This window comes from Winogradskyella sp., from assembly GCF_025210595.1.
In the GTDB taxonomy this organism is placed as follows: domain Bacteria; phylum Bacteroidota; class Bacteroidia; order Flavobacteriales; family Flavobacteriaceae; genus Winogradskyella.
Genome location: NZ_JAOARH010000043.1, coordinates 1 through 16,211 on the forward strand (window position 1 = coordinate 1; position 16,211 = coordinate 16,211).

Sequence of the window (16,211 nt, forward strand, 5' to 3'; positions counted from 1 at the left end):
AAACTTGAATCACAGGCATCATCCGTTGCATCAATTGTCAACGTTACGGAATCACCACTATTATAAGGCCCTACGGTTACAGTTCCTGCAACTACTGGATATGTATTAGTGCCATCACTGATTACTGTACCTGCATCTCCTACATCAGAAACAACAACATCTACACTAAACAGTCCTGTACCATCTGGATTACAACTGTCTACCACTGTGGCACTATCTATAACTGGTGCAGAACACATTGGAGGTGGTGTACAAGACACATCTAATGTGTACACACCTGCATTAGCTGAAAATCCATGAACTAAAATATAATATTCTGTACCTACTATTGCGTTAAATGTTAATAACGATGTAGTCCCTGCTCCACCATCATCATCTCCATCTACACAAGTTAAATCGCCACATACACCTGTAAATAATCTAATCTTTGTATCAAATGTTGACAAGCTTAAGTCTAATGTTACTTCATCACCTAAACTACCTACTGCTGCACTTCCATCATTAGAATTAGATCCTGTATAAGTATACCAAACTGCTCCAGCTGTACCTGCTGATGTACCACAAGTTCCTGGATCGTCAACTTCTGGATTTGCACTTGATGTATCACCTATATATTGACCTCCACAAGACACTGTTATAGCATCTAAACATTCATCATTTTCAGGTGCAGGTAACGGACAAGAAAAAGTAAAGTCCCCTAAACTTGAATCACAAGAATCATCTAAAGCATCTATAGTTAAAGTTACGGAATCACCACTGTTAAATGGACCAAATGTCATTGTTCCAACTACTACTGGGGAATCCGTTGTTCCATCATTAATGACTGTACCTGCATCACCTACATCAGATACAACAACCTCTATACTAAACATGCCTGTTCCATCTGGGTTACAACTGTCTACTACTGTGGCACTGTCTATAACTGGCCCTGTCGTACATGCATTACTTAAATTTTGTATAGTCCCTGTATGACCCTGATTTACACCTGTGCAACCTCCAGATCCATCGTCGTCATGGCGGTAAATATCTAAATCAACATCTGTAGCTATAAAAGTTAATGGTGATAGACCATTTGCTACTACTGCACCTCCACTATCTACAAGTGTAATATATTTGGGTGTACCATCAGAATTAAGCGTAAGTGTAATTACATACTCATCACCAATATTATAACCTGTTACATCTGAAAACTCATCTGTCCAAAGGTTGGTATTATATTGTTGTACTGCACCTGAATTATCTACATCTACCTGTGAACTGGGCCACTGACCAGATCCAGCAGTTGTACATTGTGCATTACTTTGCCAGCTAAAACAGACAAAGGCGGCTAATAAAATAAATCTAATAATTGGGGTTCGAAAAGTTGGTTTTTCAGTCATAAATTGTTGGTGTTAGTAATTTATATAAACTATCACAACAAAAGAGGTTATAACAGATTTCAACTGAATAATTAAAACATATTCAGTAAAAAACTGATAGGTAAATAAGGTAGGATTTGAGCGATAATTATGCTATTAATCAATCGCTATTTTGAAAATTATTTCTTTGAAATTTAGTTAAAAAAAAATGTTAAAAAAAAATGATTTTCAAAAAAATCGATGAAACGCAGATAAATAACGACAACCTAATTAAATAATATCTACATCGTTTAAATTCTAAATTCTTATTCAGAAAATTTTAAATTATAGTTTCTGTTGTTAGTATTAGTTTACTAAATTTAGATACTTATCTCTTAAACCTTAAAAAACACTAAAAATGAAAAAAGCATCATCGGTTGAAGAATATATAGAACAAAATTCTCACTTTGCTGAAGAACTGACAATTCTAAGGAGTATTATTAATTCTACAGAATTAGAGGAAACTATAAAATGGAGTGCACCAACTTATACACTTAATGGTAAAAACGTAGTAGGTTTAGGAGCATTTAAAAACCATTTTGGAATTTGGTTTTTTCAAGGAGTATTTTTAAAGGACAAACACAGTTTATTAATTAATGCTCAAGAAGGAAAAACAAAAGCGCTACGCCAAATGCGTTTTGAATCTATTAATGACATTAACAAGTCTGCTGTTTTGAGTTATGTAAAAGAGGCTATAGAAAATCAACGCTTAGGAAAAGAAATAAAACCAGAACGTAAAAACAAATCTGTTGATATTCCACCAGAATTAAAAGCTTTTTTTAAAATTAATTCAGAATTAAATACTGCTTTTTTAGCATTAACACCAGGAAAACAGCGTGAATACTGTGAACATATTAGTAGCGCAAAAAAAGAAGCTACAAGACATTCTCGAATTGAAAAAATTACTCCAATGATTTTAAATGGTATTGGCTTAAATGATAAGTACAAAAACTGTTAATGCTTTAGTATAAATTTTCAGTAACTAAAAAAGCTTCTCGTTTGAGAAGCTTTTTTAGTATTAAATATTTTTTATTGGAAGATTTATTTTGCCTTAACTGGTGCGTTAAGTTTTTTGCTCATTTCCATTGAGATTGCAGAACGATCAAATTTTATTTTTCCAGCTAATGTTTCAATAACACAACTACTGTCTTTGTCGTTTAATTCTACAATTTTGCCATGCATCCCACTTTTTGTTATAACACGGTCTCCTCGCTTTAATTCGCTTGCAAATTTCTTCTCTTGTTTAGCGCGTTTCATTTGTGGTGCAATCATAAAAAAATACATCACAGCAAAAATGGCTATAAACGGTAAAAATGAACCTATTCCTTCCATATTAATTCTTAGTCGTGGTTATGACCTTCGTGACCTGGTTTAGTTGACGTTTTTTTAGTAGCTAATGGGTTTGCCGTTTTAACTGGGGTAAGTTTCGCAGGCGCATTAGGATCTTTTTCTACCATTGCTGTAATTTTTACAATTTGAGTTCCCTTCTCAGTATTAGCAGTCATTGTTAATGATTTAGAAACTTTACCATTTCCTTTACCATTAAACTTTACAGTAAACTGACCTGTTTCTCCTGGTGCAACTTCTTTTGTATAGTTAGAAGGTACTGTACAACCACAAGTACTCTTAATGTTACTTACTACAAGCATAGAATTACCAGTGTTAGTATACTTAAATATAGTTTCTACTGGAGTTCCGTTTACAATTGTACCAAAATCATGTACTTCTTTATCTAATTTCATTACAGGAAAGTTACCTGCATTAGCGTCTCTCTCTGCAGCAACTGCTACTTTTTCTGAATTAACTTTACTAGCTGCATCATCTTTACAAGATGTAAAAGCTATCATACATAATGCGCTAAGTCCTAAGATTATCTTTTTCATTACTTATCTATTAAATTAATATTTTTAATTTTTTAGGTTGCCAAAGGTAATAATTATTCCCAGCAATTAAAACTTTTTAATTAGCTCTTAACACGTTCAACAAAGAAACACACTACAAAACAGGCTTACATAAGCCCTCTTCCTGCCTTAGGAAACAAATCTTTTGATTGATATTCTTTTACGATTTTATCTAGTATTCCGTTAATAAACAAGCTACTTTTTGGAGTTGAATATTCTTTAGCAATTTCTAAATATTCATTGATTGTAACTTTATGAGGAATTGATGGAAACTTTTGAAACTCACACAAAGCCATCTTTAATAATAAACCATCTAAACTTGCTAAACGTTCACTATCCCAATTCGTGGTTCTTTTTGAGATTTCTTCAACAAACTTAGAGTTGTTTAATACCGTTTTCTTGAATAAGTCTTTAGCAAATTCTTTATCGTCTTCGTCCTTATATAAATCTGGCAACAATTTAGTGTCTGAAGATGTTAGTTTTACTTTCCTTAAAACTTTCAATAATACTGTATTCACTACAGGAAAATCATCAACCCAAGTTAGTTTTTTATCTTCAAAATAATCGAATAACTTATCGTTTGGTGCTATTATTTCTGTGTAAACATCTATAATAAATTGTTTATCTCTTTTAAGATTAGCTTCTTCTGTATCGTTTATGTAATCTTCATAAAGCTCACTATTTTTAATGGCCTTAAAAAGGATATCCACATACTCAAAATCGAGATCCCAAAAATTCAACTTGCGCTTAGCAATAATATCTTGCAACATTTTATTATCACTAATAATGCTTAACAACAAATTATCCTGAAATTTGGTGTTTGGATTTCTATCAGAGTCTGAACCTAAAAGCTTTTTCTGAAGCTTTTCATTATAGTCTTTACTCTTTTTGTGTAGTTCTGTGAGCAAAGCTAAAATAGAAAGATACAGATCTAACATGCTGTCTAAACTGTGCATTAAAAACCTTTCGTCTTTTGCCAAATCGTCACTCTCATGGCCTTTAAAAGCATACAACGATTGCATTACTTTTATTCTTATATGTCTTCTGTTAAGCATGTATATATAACCGTATTATATGGTTATTAAAAAAAGGTGAATCTCTGTAGATTCACCTTGCAAAAATACTATTATTTAATTCTGAAAAAAATTATTTAGAATTTTCTCTTTTTCGAGTTTCAATACGTTGTTCCGCAATATTTAAAGCAGCTGTATGCGTAGTTACAGCATTAGCTTTAGCATTGTCTAAAATCTCTAATGTTGTATTGTAAATATTTTCAGTTTTACGCATTATTTCTTGTCTACCATAGTTTTCTAACTCAGCATATACATTAATAATACCACCTGCATTAATTAAAAAATCTGGTGCATAAACAATACCTCTCTCTTGTAAGATTCTGCCATGCTTATTTTCTTCTGCCAATTGGTTATTAGCAGCACCAGCAACGATATCTGCTTTTAATTTATAAATGGTATCATCGTTTATTGTAGCTCCTAAAGCACAAGGCGCATAAATATCCATAGCTTCACTATAAATATCATTACCATTATAAATTGTAGCACCGTATTTAGAACGTACTTCTTCTAAGCGTTCTGGGCTAATATCTGCAATAGTTACATTAGCACCTTCATTTACTAAATGTTCTACTAATGCTTCACCAACATTACCTATACCTTGTACAAAAACGTTTTTATCTTCTAAAATTTCAGAGCCATATTTAAACTTAGCTGCTGCTTTCATACCCATAAAAACACCATAAGCTGTAATTGGAGATGGATTACCTGCTCCTCCTTTACTTTCAGAAATCCCTGTTACATAAGGCGTAACTTCTCTTACAGTATCCATATCTTCTGTAGCCATTCCTACATCTTCAGCCGTGATGTATTTACCGCTTAATGAGTGAACAAATTCACCAAAACGTTTCATTAATTCTGGTGTTTTTTGTGTTTTTGCATCACCAATAATAACGGCTTTTCCTCCTCCTAAGTTTAAACCTGTTATTGCAGATTTAAAAGTCATACCACGAGATAGACGTAATACATCATTAAGAGCTTCCCATTCATTATTATAGTTCCACATTCTGGTACCACCTAAAGCAGGACCTAAAACTGTATTGTGTATACCAATTATAGCTTTTAAACCAGTATCTTTGTCGTTGCAAAAAACGATTTGTTCATGATTGTCAAATGAGTTTTGACCAAATACTGGATCTACTTTTGAAAGTTCTTTTGAACTTATTATTTCTGAAGTCATTCTTGTAAAAGATTTAAGGCTGCTTATAGATTATCTAAAAACAGATTGCAAAAATATATTATAATTGGAGGATTAGCAAAATATTAACGTCAAAATAAGATTATCACAATATTTTTGACTGATCAAACATACTATGAAAGCACTAAAACATTTAAATAAATACTTTTATAAATACAGATATCGTTTAATTATAGGTATTATTATTACTGTAATATCTAAGGTATTTGTGTTATTCACTCCTAGATTGGTAGGTGATTCTATTAATATAATTTCTAAACGCTTAGACGGAAAAATAACTGATGACATTTTTACAAGTGAATTAACAATTAACATATTATACATTGTTGGTGCTGCTGTTATTGCTGGTTTATTTACATTTTTAATGCGACAAACCATAATTAATGTATCGCGATTTATAGAGTTCGATTTAAAAAATGAAATCTATAAACACTACCAAGTACTATCATTAAACTTCTATAAATCTAACAGAACAGGAGACTTAATGAATCGTATTAGTGAAGATGTTGGAAAAGTACGTATGTACGTTGGGCCAGCTTTAATGTACACCATTAACACCATTACATTATTCACAGTAGCCATTATTTATATGGTAAATACAGCACCAAAGCTTACGATGTACACATTAATGCCTTTACCTATTCTGTCGTTTTCAATTTATAAATTGAGCAGTCTTATTAATAAAAGAAGTACAATAGTGCAACAATCATTATCTACCCTTTCTACATATTCTCAAGAAACATTTAGCGGTATTTCGGTGATTAAATCATATGGTATAGAAGCCAAAACAAATACTGAGTTTGAAGAACTTTCTGCCGAAAACAGACAAAAGCAAATTAACTTAACCAAAGTGCAAGCGCTTTTCTTTCCACTAATGATATTACTGATTGGTGCTAGTAACCTCATCGTTATTTATGTTGGAGGAATGCAATATATTAATGGTGAAATTGAAAATATTGGTACTATAGCTGAATTTATTATTTACGTAAACATGCTTACTTGGCCAGTAGCTACAGTTGGTTGGGTAACTTCTTTAGTACAACAAGCTGAAGCCTCACAAGAACGTATCAATGAATTTTTAAAGACCGAACCCGAAATTCAGAATAAAACAGACCAGCTCACCCCTATTAAAGGAGATATAGAATATAAAAATGTATCCTTCGTATATCCAGACACAAATATAAAAGCTTTAAAAGACATTTCCTTTACTCTAAAATCTGGTGAAACACTTGCTATTTTAGGAAAAACAGGTTCTGGAAAATCTACTATTTTAGATCTAATTGGTCGCTTATACGATATAGAAAATGGAGATATTTTAATTGATGGAAAAACCATTTCAGATTTAAACCTTTATAGCTTAAGAAATAGCATTGGTTATGTACCTCAAGATGCTTTCTTATTTTCAGATAGTATTAAAAACAATATTATGTTTGGTAAAGAAGATGCCACTGAAGAAGAAGTTATCGAAGCTGCTAAAAACGCTAAAGTCCACAAAAACATTATTAAATTCAATAAAGGTTACGATACCATTTTAGGAGAACGTGGTATCACATTATCTGGCGGACAAAAACAGCGTGTTTCCATTGCAAGAGCTATTATAAAAAAGCCAGATATTTTATTATTTGACGATTGCTTATCTGCTGTAGACACAGAAACTGAAGAAAAAATCCTTAAAAATCTTGTTAAGCTAACTAAAGGCAAAACAACGATTATAGTTAGCCATCGTGTATCTTCTGCAAAAAATGCAGATCAGATTATTGTCTTGGAAGATGGCAGAATAACACAAATAGGAAAACACAATCATCTTATAAATATTGACGGCTATTATAAGGAGCTTTACACAAAACAACTCTCAGAAAAAGAAATACAATAATTTGTTTGTTAGTTAACTTTTTTTTTAGATTTTTGAGAGGAAATTTAAAAAAATCGATTTATGAGCGATTATGAAATGATGGATAAAGAAGAAATATATTCTAAAGTACTTCGTGCCGGAAGAAGAACCTATTTCTTTGATGTTAGAGCTACTAAAGCAGGTGATTACTACCTAACCATTACAGAAAGTAAGAAATTTACTAACGATGATGGATCTTTCCATTACAAAAAGCATAAAATTTATTTATACAAAGAAGATTTTTCTGAGTTTAGAGAAATTTTAGCTGAAATGACTGATTACATTATAAGTGAAAAAGGTGAAGAGGTTATTAGCGAAAGACACCAAAGAGATTTTAAACGCGAAGATGAATTTGTAACACATGAAGCAAAAACATCTAACGACAACCAAGGAACAGGTAGTTTTACTGACATCAATTTTGATGATATTTAAAAACTAATTCTATTTAAATTAAAAAGATACCGTTACAAAATGTAACGGTTTTTTTATTTTTAGACTTTAACCATGTTTTAATACCTTATGCAACGCATTGTTATATTGTTCATTTTAGCAACCACTACACTATTTTCTCAATCTAATACAAACCTTTCGTATTACTTACCTAATGATGTACAATACAATCCAAGCATACCAACACCACAGAGTGTTATTGGACACGAAGTAGGTCAATGGCATATTACACACGATAAACTCGTGCATTATATGTATGCTTTAGCGAATGCTTCAGATCGAATAATCGTTGAAGACCGAGGAAAAACTTTTGAAGATAGGCCACTGCTGTTGCTTACAATTACGTCACCAACCAACCACACCAACATAGACGAGATACAATCTATACACATTAAGGCTACAGATAGCAACACTATTAATGCAGACAATAGACCTATTGTAGTTTACCAAGGCTTTTCAATACATGGTAATGAACCAAGTGGCTCTAACGCTGCCTTAATTGCAGCTTATTATTTAGCGGCTGCTCAAGGTCCTAAAATCGAAAAATTACTAAACAATACCATCATTTTATTCGATCCTTCACTTAATCCTGATGGTTTACAACGTTTTGCGTATTGGGCAAACACTAATAAAAGCATGAATCTTAATCCAGATCCAAACGACAGAGAATACAGTGAAGTTTGGCCTGGTGGACGTACCAACCACTATTGGTTTGATATGAATAGAGACTGGTTACCTGTACAGTTACCAGAATCTAGAGTTAGAATTGAGACCTTCCATAAATGGTTACCAAACATCTTAACCGATCATCATGAAATGGGTACAAACTCTACCTTTTTCTTTCAACCTGGCATTCCTTCTCGTACACATCCATTAACACCTAAATTAAATCAGGCATTAACAAAAGAGATTGCTGAATATCATGCAAAAGCGTTTGATAAAATTGGATCATTGTACTATTCTGAAGAAAGCTATGATGATTTCTACTACGGAAAAGGCTCTACATTTCCTGATGTTAATGGAAGCATCGGAATTTTGTTTGAACAAGCTAGTTCCCGAGGACACATACAAGAAAGTGACAATGGCTTACTCACTTTTCCTTTTACTATAAGAAATCAATTTACAGCCGCGTTATCTACTTTAGAAGCTGCATTTAATATGCGAAAAGAGATTTTAAAATACCAACAAAGCTTCTATATAAATGCACGTAAAGAAGCAACTAAAGAAGGTAATAAAGCTATTGTTTTTGGCGATGAAAAAGATGCTGCAAAAACCTATCATTTGGCCGAAATATTAAAGCGTCATAGAATTAAATTTTATAACGTTAAATCAAATTTTACATTAGATGGTGATAATTACAAAAAAGGGTATAGTTACATTGTTCCAAAAAATCAAAAAAACACACGATTAATTAATGCTATGTTTGAAAAACGCACCACGTTTCAAGACAGTTTGTTTTATGATATTTCTGCGTGGACATTTCCTCTTGCATTCAACTTAGACTATACTGAAACTACCACTGCAAAATCTGGCGATGAAGTCACAAATTTAGAGCATCAAAAAGGTGGTGTATCTTCAAAAAGTGATTATGCTTATCTTTTTGCATGGAATGAATACTACGCACCTAAACTCTTGAATAAAATTTTAAAAAAAGGCATACGTGCAAAGGTGAGCTTAAAGAATTTTAAAACCAATGGTAAGTCTTATGATTATGGCACAATTATGATTCCTGCTAAAAACCAAAATCTACCTGTTTCTGAAATTTATTCGTTCTTAAACGATGCAGCACAAGAAAGCTATATTACCATAGAAGGAGTCTCAACAGGATTAAATGAGGGTATTGACTTAGGAAGTAATAACTTTAGAACAATAGAGCTCCCAAAAATTGCTTTAGTAGTTGGTAGTGGCATCAACCCTTACGATGCTGGTGAAATTTGGCATTTATTAGACACACGCTATGATATTATTACTACTAAACTCGACACAAAAAATTTTAGCAGAGCAGATTTAAACAGATATAACACCATTATTATGGTGAATTCTACACCTGCTTTAAATAAAGGAAATTCTAAAAAACTAAAAAAGTGGATTAACGAAGGTGGCACCTTAATTGCTTATAAAAACACCTTAAAATGGTTAAATTCTAACGAAATAATGAAAATTAATTTCAAGAAAAAAAATTCAATAAAAGCTAAAAATATTAGCTATGAACAACGCAGTAACTTTAAAGGTGCGCAATATATTGGTGGTGCTATTTTCGAAACCAAACTAGACCGTTCTCACCCTATTAATTTTGGATATAAAAATGATAAATTAGCCCTATTTAGAAACTCAACACTGTTTATTAAGCCCAATAAAAATAGCTATGACAACCCAATTCAGTATACTAAAAACCCTTTATTGAGTGGTTACATATCTGAAGAAAACCTAGACAGCCTTAGTTTATCTATACCGCTAAAAATTGGCCGAATTAATCGTGGTAAAGTTATAGCCTTTACAGACAACACCAACTTTAGAGCTTTTTGGTATGGCACTAATAAATTATTAATGAATGCTATTTTCTTTAGAGACGAGATGTAATGGTTAGATGTTAGATAAACTAAATAATCAACTAAACAAACACACACCTCAACAGTTAAACAATCCCATAAAATTAAGACACCTGTGAGCCATTTTCAACATTAGCTTCAGGATGTAATAAAAACACGTCACTGGCTTTTACAGCTCCCATTACCAAACATTCACTCATAAAATTAGCAATTTGTTTTTTCGGAAAATTAACTACTGCCACAATTTGCCTTTTTATTAGATCCTCTTTTGTATACAAAGTAGTAATTTGAGCTGAAGACTTTTTAACACCTAAGTCACCAAAATCTATAGTAAGTTGGTAAGCTGGTTTTCTGGCATTAGGAAAATCATTAACCTCTATAATGGTTCCTACACGCAAATCTACTTTTGTAAAATCTTCAAATGTTATTATATTATTCATACTCATTTCTCACCAAAGTGAGAATCTTTATTAATTTTAACCAAAATGTTAGATTGGACTTGTAAAATCGTAAAATAAAATCAGATTAGATTTTCGCTTTACGCCTTAACAAACTAAACGTAATATAAAAATAACAAAAAATATAATGGCACTAACACCGTCAAACATGTTGCCTTTGGGCACAACAGCACCAGATTTTAGTTTAATTGACACTAAAGACGACCAAATAAAATCGCTCAATGATTTAAAAGGACATACAGCTACATTAGTAATGTTTATCTGTAATCACTGCCCTTATGTAATTCATGTTAACGCGCAATTAGTTCAATTAGCAAATGATTACAAAGAAAAAGGTATAAATTGTATTGCTATTTCTAGCAATGATGTGGTTAATTACCCGCAAGATGGACCTGATAAAATGAAGCAACATGCTAAAGACAACCACTATCCTTTTCCGTATTTATATGACGAAACCCAAGATATCGCCAAAGCTTATGATGCTGCATGCACACCAGATTTCTTTTTATTTAACGACGAATTAAAGCTCGTTTATGCTGGTCAATTAGACAACTCTAGACCTGGAAATGATATTCCTGTTACTGGAAAAGATTTAAGAGCTGCTATGGACGCGCTTTTAAACAACGAAACTATTAATATAAACCAAAAACCTAGTATGGGTTGTAATATTAAGTGGAAATGAACATTCACATTGAAACCAAGCGCCTTATTCTTAGACCAGTTACTATAGATGATGCTCAAGATTTTTTTGAATTAGACTCTAACCCTAAAGTTCATGAGTTCTTAGGTAAAAACCCTGTAACATCCATTGAGCAATCTAAAGCCATAATTAAAAATATTCTTCAGCAATACGAAGAATTCAACCTCGGAAGATTAGCTGTTATAAAAAAAGACACTAATGAATTTTTAGGTTGGTCTGGACTTAAATACGAATGTGTTGTTCGTAAAGAATTTAACTATTACGACATTGGCTATCGTTTTAAAGAAAAACATTGGGGAAATGGCTATGCTACAGAATCTGCGATTGCTTCCTTAGACCATGGTTTTAAAGAATTAAAACTAAAAGAGATCAGTGGTGCTGCTGAAGCTAATCACACAGTTTCTAATGTTATTCTTAAAAAAATAGGTTTAATACCTTCTGGCACTTTTAAATTTGATGGTGAGCTATGTAACTGGTACACCCTTAAAAACCCTTTTTTATAAATTCACAAACTATTAGTTTTTTCGAATTTTAAGAATATAAAAGCTATTTTGATACTTAAGAAGGCAAAAGCATTGTGTGACAACCCTATACCTACAAAACAAAGGCTTTTATAACAACCTATAAAAAAACAGAACCTCTTAAAAAAGAGGTTCTACAATCAATCAAAAAAAATTATCTAAACCAATCATTCTAGTTTAGTTCATCTGTAACTTAAAGTTTATTGGTATACTGTAAGGAACACCAACTGGCTTGTTTCTTTGCTTACCTGGTTCCATTTTAGGTAATAAGCTAATAATACGATTAGCTTCAGTTTCTAATAATTTATCAGGTCCACGAGTTTGTATTTTTGATACTTTACCATGTTTATCTATTAAGAAGAAAACAAACACTCTACCTTGTATATTGAGCTCTGCTGCTGCTTCAGGATATCTAAAATGCTTTTGCAGGTGTTCTTGCATTTTTGCTTGGAAACATGCTTTTAATTCTGCATTATTACCTTTACATCCTGGAAATTGAGGCACACGTTCTATTACTGCAAAAGGTACTTCTACATCTTCTTCTACTTCTTCTACTTCTACATCCTCTACACTTACCACTCGCTCTTCAATCTCATCATCTTGACCTATTTCTGTACTTTCTACAAAGGTTTCTTCTATTTCTTCAACATCTTCAACCACAGTTATTGCTTCAGTTACAACCTGTTTTGGTGGTGGAGGTGGTGGCGGAATATTAATAGTTGTTATAGGAATTTCTTCTTCTAACTGCTCTGTTAACATTAAGACATCAATCTTAGTCGCTTCGGTTTCGTAAGTCTTATGTTCTAACCCTAAATATGTAAGGAGTAACATTACGTTTAAGCCAACAGCAAAATACAAACTGCTGTTTCGACCTACATTGGCTCTTGGGTTCTTTTTGAGTTCCATGACGTTTAATTTTACATATTAAAGTTAAGCATCATTTGGCTCAAAAAGTATGATATTTATCATGTTAGCCTTGTGACCAAGTGTTAAAAGCTTACAAGTTATCTAATTGATTGTCTTTTCCATCTTCGCTAATCGTCCAAAAGAAGCCTACAAAAAAGAATTGGTCAGCAGCTGGTCGTAATGCTCTTCGGTTAAATTGACCATTTATATCTGCTGTATTGGCATATTGATAACCATTAATATTATTAAATCCTAACAAATTATTTACTGAGAAATACAATATCTTTTGCTGATCTAATAAATATGCCCAATTAAAGCTTATGCTATTAAAAGATTTAGTACGTTCACCTAAAAATTCGTTGGTATTAGGATTTGTATAAGGTCTACCGGAAGCATATGCATAAGATAAACCTAACTGACTTTTCCAACTATCTACCCAATACTTGCCTACTATTGATAAATTATGATTTGTAGCAAATCCTGGTTGTACTTTTGCTTGATAATTTCTGTAATTACGCTCTGTATCTAAATATGAATAACTCACCCAATAATCTAAGTTTTTAATACTCGTATTATCTCTCCAAAACAAATCCACACCTTGCGCATAACCGTCGCCATTAGAATTGTAATCACTATCAAATGATGCAAATTCTGTATCAAACTTCACCAAATTATCGTAATCTTTTCGGTAGGCTTCTGCTCTAAATATCTTTCCATCATTAACATACTGATAGTTTAATATATAATGTGATGTTTTTTCGGCTTCTAAATCTTTATTAAATTTTAAAATAGAATTGCTTGGGTTTTGAAAAAAGTTACCATAAGCCAAAGACACCTGTCCGTTTTTTGAGGTTTTATAAGCTAATGCCGCTCTAGGCGCAATATCTGTTGTATTAAATATAGAACTATAATCTGCTCTTAACCCTATTTTTAAAGCTAAGCTTTTTGAAAAAATTAAATCGGCTTCTGCAAAACCTGCTGTAATATTATTTTCAAAATCATAAGATTCGTTTATTGAACCTTCTTTATAATTTTCATCAAAATCTGTAATAAATTGCTCAGCTCCAAAACTTAGCTTAAATCTGCTATGGAATCGTTTTTTTAGTTTCAGTTTTATATGTGCTGAGTTTTCAGTGTTATCAATATCGCTTGTCATAGCACCAATATCATTCTTTGCATAGGTATAACTTAAACCTGTGCTAAGCGTCCAATTATTATCTAAAATACCTTTGTAAGATGTATTAACATAAAAGTTATTATTATTGAGTTTAAAGTCTAAACCTTCTTCTAGATTGATATCTTCTTGGGTTAACTGAAACTTAGCCGTATCAAAAGCCGCATAAAATTTTAACATACCAGTATTAAGTTGATATCTATACACCATTTCCCCTTGCGCACCTTGATATGGATTTTCCCAATCATTTCTATCTTTAAAAACTGCTAAGTAAGGTGCCAGATTTATATAAGATGCGTTAAAACTTAATGATGACTTCTCCCATTTCTGTGTATTTCCGAGTGCTGCACCTACAGTCATTATACCTATATCTGTTTTTTCTTGCACTGGTTCATCTATAGTATTTAACAATAAAACACTAGATAAAGCTTGCCCAAATTCTGAAGAGTAACCACCAGTTGAAAACGTAATACCATCAAACAAAAATGGTGAATAACGTCCACGAGTTGGAATATTATTAGTTGTAGGTGAATATGGAGTAAATACTCTAATACCATCTATAAATATTTGCGTCTCATCTGCATTTCCACCACGAACAAACAAACGTCCATCTTCAGCTACATTAGACGTTCCAGGAAGTGTCTGTAAAGCTCCTACAAAATCACCAAGCGCACTTGCGGTTGTAACAACGTCTAAAGGCTTTAAAACAGATACTTTACTATTGTCATTAGCTTCAAATGTACCTGCGCTTAATACTACAGCATCTAAAGACTCTACATCTTCTCTAAGTATTATTTTAAGGTTTGAAAATTTAGAAACATCATTTACAATGGTTTTAGTTTCGTAAGACAAAAATGAAACAACTAATGCTTGAGTGCCTTTTTCTTCTGTAGTAAATAAAAATTTGCCTTCAACATCTGTTGTAGCACCATCATAAGTACCATCTAAATAAACATTAGCGCCTTCTATGGGTTGGTTTTTATTATCGATTACCTTTCCCGAAATTGTAGTTTGAGCATGGTTAATATTAATGAGACATAAAACTATTAGTGTAATTAACTTATTCATTTTTTGATTGATTATAAAAGTTCGCTTTTTTTTACTGAATTAATCTCAGTATTGATTGTTGTACAAACTTCTTCTATTTTTGAATGAACATCAATTGAATTTTACTGAACTGTAATAATTTGATGACGAATTGATTTTTTAGAATCTTAAAAACAATAAAATGCTAACCAACACCGAAAAAAAATTCAGTATTGTATTTTTTATAATCGTTCTTTTTGAATTGATTACTGCCAATACAGAAACTTTGCAAACAGCACATTACATTGCCAAACCTGCTATAGTAATTAGTTTGATTGTTTTATTTATTAAAACATCTCATTCGCTTAAAAAAAGTATAAAAACCCTAACACTACTCGCTTTAATTTTTTCTTTGTTAGGTGATGTTCTATTAATGTTTGTAAACCAATCACCGCACTTTTTTACAGTTGGTCTTGTTGCTTTTTTAATAGCACATATAATGTACATCGTAGTATTTCTAAAACATAAAAACAAAAGCAAGTCAGCACTAGAGTTTTTAGTCTTATTATTAATCTATGCTTCAGGTTTATTCTACTTATTAAAAGACGGTCTAGGAGACATGTTAACACCAGTTATTATATATATGATAGTAATTTTAAGCATGGCTACAACAGCTTTTTTAAGAAAAGATATTGTGAACAGCTTAAGTTACAAACTGGTATTCATAGGTGCTATTTTCTTTATGATATCAGATAGCATTTTGGCACTTAATAAGTTTTACCAACCAATACCTTTATCTAATATTAGTATAATGGTAACTTATGCTTTAGCTCAATATTTAATTGTAATAGGTGTTTTAAAACTAAAAGAAGATTAATCGCTCTTTTTAAACGGTCTTATAATTAGCCTAGCAGCCTTATCAAAATTGATATAGTTGTAACTCCAGTTAAAGAATATTATTACTCTATTT

14 protein-coding genes and 1 pseudogene are annotated in these 16,211 nt (G+C 31.9%); 7 read left to right on the plus strand and 8 right to left on the minus strand.

Annotated features, from left to right (window positions below):
- Positions 1 to 1,379: pseudogene (locus N4A42_RS04455) on the minus strand (hypothetical protein); the annotation flags it as partial.
- 376 nt (positions 1,380 to 1,755) lie between these two features.
- Between N4A42_RS04455 and N4A42_RS04460 the strand changes: the two are divergent.
- Positions 1,756 to 2,355 carry a YdeI family protein gene (locus N4A42_RS04460; protein ID WP_294070465.1) on the plus strand — a complete coding sequence of 200 codons (600 nt, stop codon included), beginning with the start codon at positions 1,756 to 1,758 and terminating at the stop codon, positions 2,353 to 2,355.
- Between the two features lie 83 nt (positions 2,356 to 2,438).
- Here N4A42_RS04460 and yajC read toward each other — a convergent pair whose 3' ends face one another.
- From yajC to N4A42_RS04480, 4 genes are all read right to left on the minus strand, one after another.
- Positions 2,439 to 2,729 carry a preprotein translocase subunit YajC gene (gene yajC, locus N4A42_RS04465; protein WP_294070468.1) on the minus strand — a complete coding sequence of 97 codons (291 nt, stop codon included), beginning with the start codon at positions 2,727 to 2,729 and terminating at the stop codon, positions 2,439 to 2,441.
- Positions 2,730 to 2,737: 8 nt separating this feature from the next.
- On the minus strand, positions 2,738 to 3,280 hold the full coding sequence (locus tag N4A42_RS04470; protein WP_294070471.1) for a DUF1573 domain-containing protein: 543 nt from the start codon (positions 3,278 to 3,280) through the stop codon (positions 2,738 to 2,740).
- A gap of 125 nt (positions 3,281 to 3,405) precedes the next feature.
- Entirely contained in the window at positions 3,406 to 4,353 is a 948-nt protein-coding gene (nusB, locus tag N4A42_RS04475) for a transcription antitermination factor NusB (protein ID WP_294070474.1), read from the minus strand.
- Positions 4,354 to 4,444: 91 nt separating this feature from the next.
- A complete protein-coding gene (locus N4A42_RS04480; RefSeq protein ID WP_294070477.1) occupies positions 4,445 to 5,548 on the minus strand; it encodes a Glu/Leu/Phe/Val dehydrogenase in 1,104 nt (367 codons plus the stop codon).
- A 133-nt stretch (positions 5,549 to 5,681) separates the two neighbouring features.
- Between N4A42_RS04480 and N4A42_RS04485 the strand changes: the two genes are divergently transcribed.
- The 3 genes from N4A42_RS04485 to N4A42_RS04495 all read left to right on the plus strand — a co-directional run bounded on the left by N4A42_RS04485 (position 5,682) and on the right by N4A42_RS04495 (position 10,487).
- Positions 5,682 to 7,439 (plus strand): ABC transporter ATP-binding protein, encoded by a 1,758-nt coding sequence (locus tag N4A42_RS04485; RefSeq protein WP_294070480.1) that lies wholly within the window; start codon positions 5,682 to 5,684, stop codon positions 7,437 to 7,439.
- A gap of 60 nt (positions 7,440 to 7,499) precedes the next feature.
- The gene (locus N4A42_RS04490) at positions 7,500 to 7,889 is read left to right on the plus strand and encodes a PUR family DNA/RNA-binding protein (protein ID WP_294070483.1); all 390 of its coding nucleotides are present in this window, start codon (positions 7,500 to 7,502) and stop codon (positions 7,887 to 7,889) included.
- 87 nt (positions 7,890 to 7,976) lie between these two features.
- Positions 7,977 to 10,487, plus strand: coding sequence for a M14 family zinc carboxypeptidase (locus tag N4A42_RS04495; protein WP_294070486.1), 2,511 nt, complete (start codon positions 7,977 to 7,979; stop codon positions 10,485 to 10,487).
- Between the two features lie 73 nt (positions 10,488 to 10,560).
- Here the strand turns inward: N4A42_RS04495 and N4A42_RS04500 are convergent, their stop codons facing one another.
- Entirely contained in the window at positions 10,561 to 10,896 is a 336-nt protein-coding gene (locus N4A42_RS04500) for a tRNA-binding protein (protein ID WP_294070489.1), read from the minus strand.
- Between the two features lie 145 nt (positions 10,897 to 11,041).
- Between N4A42_RS04500 and N4A42_RS04505 the strand changes: the two genes are divergently transcribed.
- Positions 11,042 to 11,596 carry a thioredoxin family protein gene (locus N4A42_RS04505; protein WP_294070492.1) on the plus strand — a complete coding sequence of 185 codons (555 nt, stop codon included), beginning with the start codon at positions 11,042 to 11,044 and terminating at the stop codon, positions 11,594 to 11,596.
- Positions 11,593 to 12,117 (plus strand): GNAT family N-acetyltransferase, encoded by a 525-nt coding sequence (locus tag N4A42_RS04510; protein WP_294070495.1) that lies wholly within the window; start codon positions 11,593 to 11,595, stop codon positions 12,115 to 12,117. The genes N4A42_RS04505 and N4A42_RS04510 overlap by 4 nt, the downstream gene beginning before the upstream one ends.
- Positions 12,118 to 12,312: 195 nt before the next feature.
- On the opposite strand, the gene N4A42_RS04515 is transcribed toward N4A42_RS04510, so the two are convergent.
- Together N4A42_RS04515 and N4A42_RS04520 are read right to left on the minus strand one after the other, a co-directional pair.
- Positions 12,313 to 13,041 (minus strand): energy transducer TonB, encoded by a 729-nt coding sequence (locus tag N4A42_RS04515; RefSeq protein ID WP_294070498.1) that lies wholly within the window; start codon positions 13,039 to 13,041, stop codon positions 12,313 to 12,315.
- 91 nt (positions 13,042 to 13,132) lie between these two features.
- The gene (locus tag N4A42_RS04520) at positions 13,133 to 15,283 is read right to left on the minus strand and encodes a TonB-dependent receptor (protein WP_294070501.1); all 2,151 of its coding nucleotides are present in this window, start codon (positions 15,281 to 15,283) and stop codon (positions 13,133 to 13,135) included.
- Between the two features lie 160 nt (positions 15,284 to 15,443).
- Between N4A42_RS04520 and N4A42_RS04525 the strand changes: the two genes are divergently transcribed.
- Positions 15,444 to 16,118 (plus strand): lysoplasmalogenase, encoded by a 675-nt coding sequence (locus N4A42_RS04525; protein ID WP_294070504.1) that lies wholly within the window; start codon positions 15,444 to 15,446, stop codon positions 16,116 to 16,118.
- Positions 16,119 to 16,211 lie beyond the last annotated feature (93 nt).

Coding starts and splice junctions, on each gene's coding strand:
- N4A42_RS04490 (WP_294070483.1), top strand. CDS start 7,500: ATGAGCGATTATGAAATGATGGATAAAGAAGAAATATATTCTAAAGTA.
- N4A42_RS04510 (WP_294070495.1), top strand. CDS start 11,593: ATGAACATTCACATTGAAACCAAGCGCCTTATTCTTAGACCAGTTACT.
- N4A42_RS04480 (WP_294070477.1), bottom strand. CDS start 5,548: ATGACTTCAGAAATAATAAGTTCAAAAGAACTTTCAAAAGTAGATCCA.
- N4A42_RS04505 (WP_294070492.1), top strand. CDS start 11,042: ATGGCACTAACACCGTCAAACATGTTGCCTTTGGGCACAACAGCACCA.
- N4A42_RS04460 (WP_294070465.1), top strand. CDS start 1,756: ATGAAAAAAGCATCATCGGTTGAAGAATATATAGAACAAAATTCTCAC.
- nusB (WP_294070474.1), bottom strand. CDS start 4,353: ATGCTTAACAGAAGACATATAAGAATAAAAGTAATGCAATCGTTGTAT.
- N4A42_RS04515 (WP_294070498.1), bottom strand. CDS start 13,041: ATGGAACTCAAAAAGAACCCAAGAGCCAATGTAGGTCGAAACAGCAGT.
- yajC (WP_294070468.1), bottom strand. CDS start 2,729: ATGGAAGGAATAGGTTCATTTTTACCGTTTATAGCCATTTTTGCTGTG.
- N4A42_RS04525 (WP_294070504.1), top strand. CDS start 15,444: ATGCTAACCAACACCGAAAAAAAATTCAGTATTGTATTTTTTATAATC.
- N4A42_RS04495 (WP_294070486.1), top strand. CDS start 7,977: ATGCAACGCATTGTTATATTGTTCATTTTAGCAACCACTACACTATTT.
- N4A42_RS04470 (WP_294070471.1), bottom strand. CDS start 3,280: ATGAAAAAGATAATCTTAGGACTTAGCGCATTATGTATGATAGCTTTT.
- N4A42_RS04485 (WP_294070480.1), top strand. CDS start 5,682: ATGAAAGCACTAAAACATTTAAATAAATACTTTTATAAATACAGATAT.
- N4A42_RS04520 (WP_294070501.1), bottom strand. CDS start 15,283: ATGAATAAGTTAATTACACTAATAGTTTTATGTCTCATTAATATTAAC.
- N4A42_RS04500 (WP_294070489.1), bottom strand. CDS start 10,896: ATGAATAATATAATAACATTTGAAGATTTTACAAAAGTAGATTTGCGT.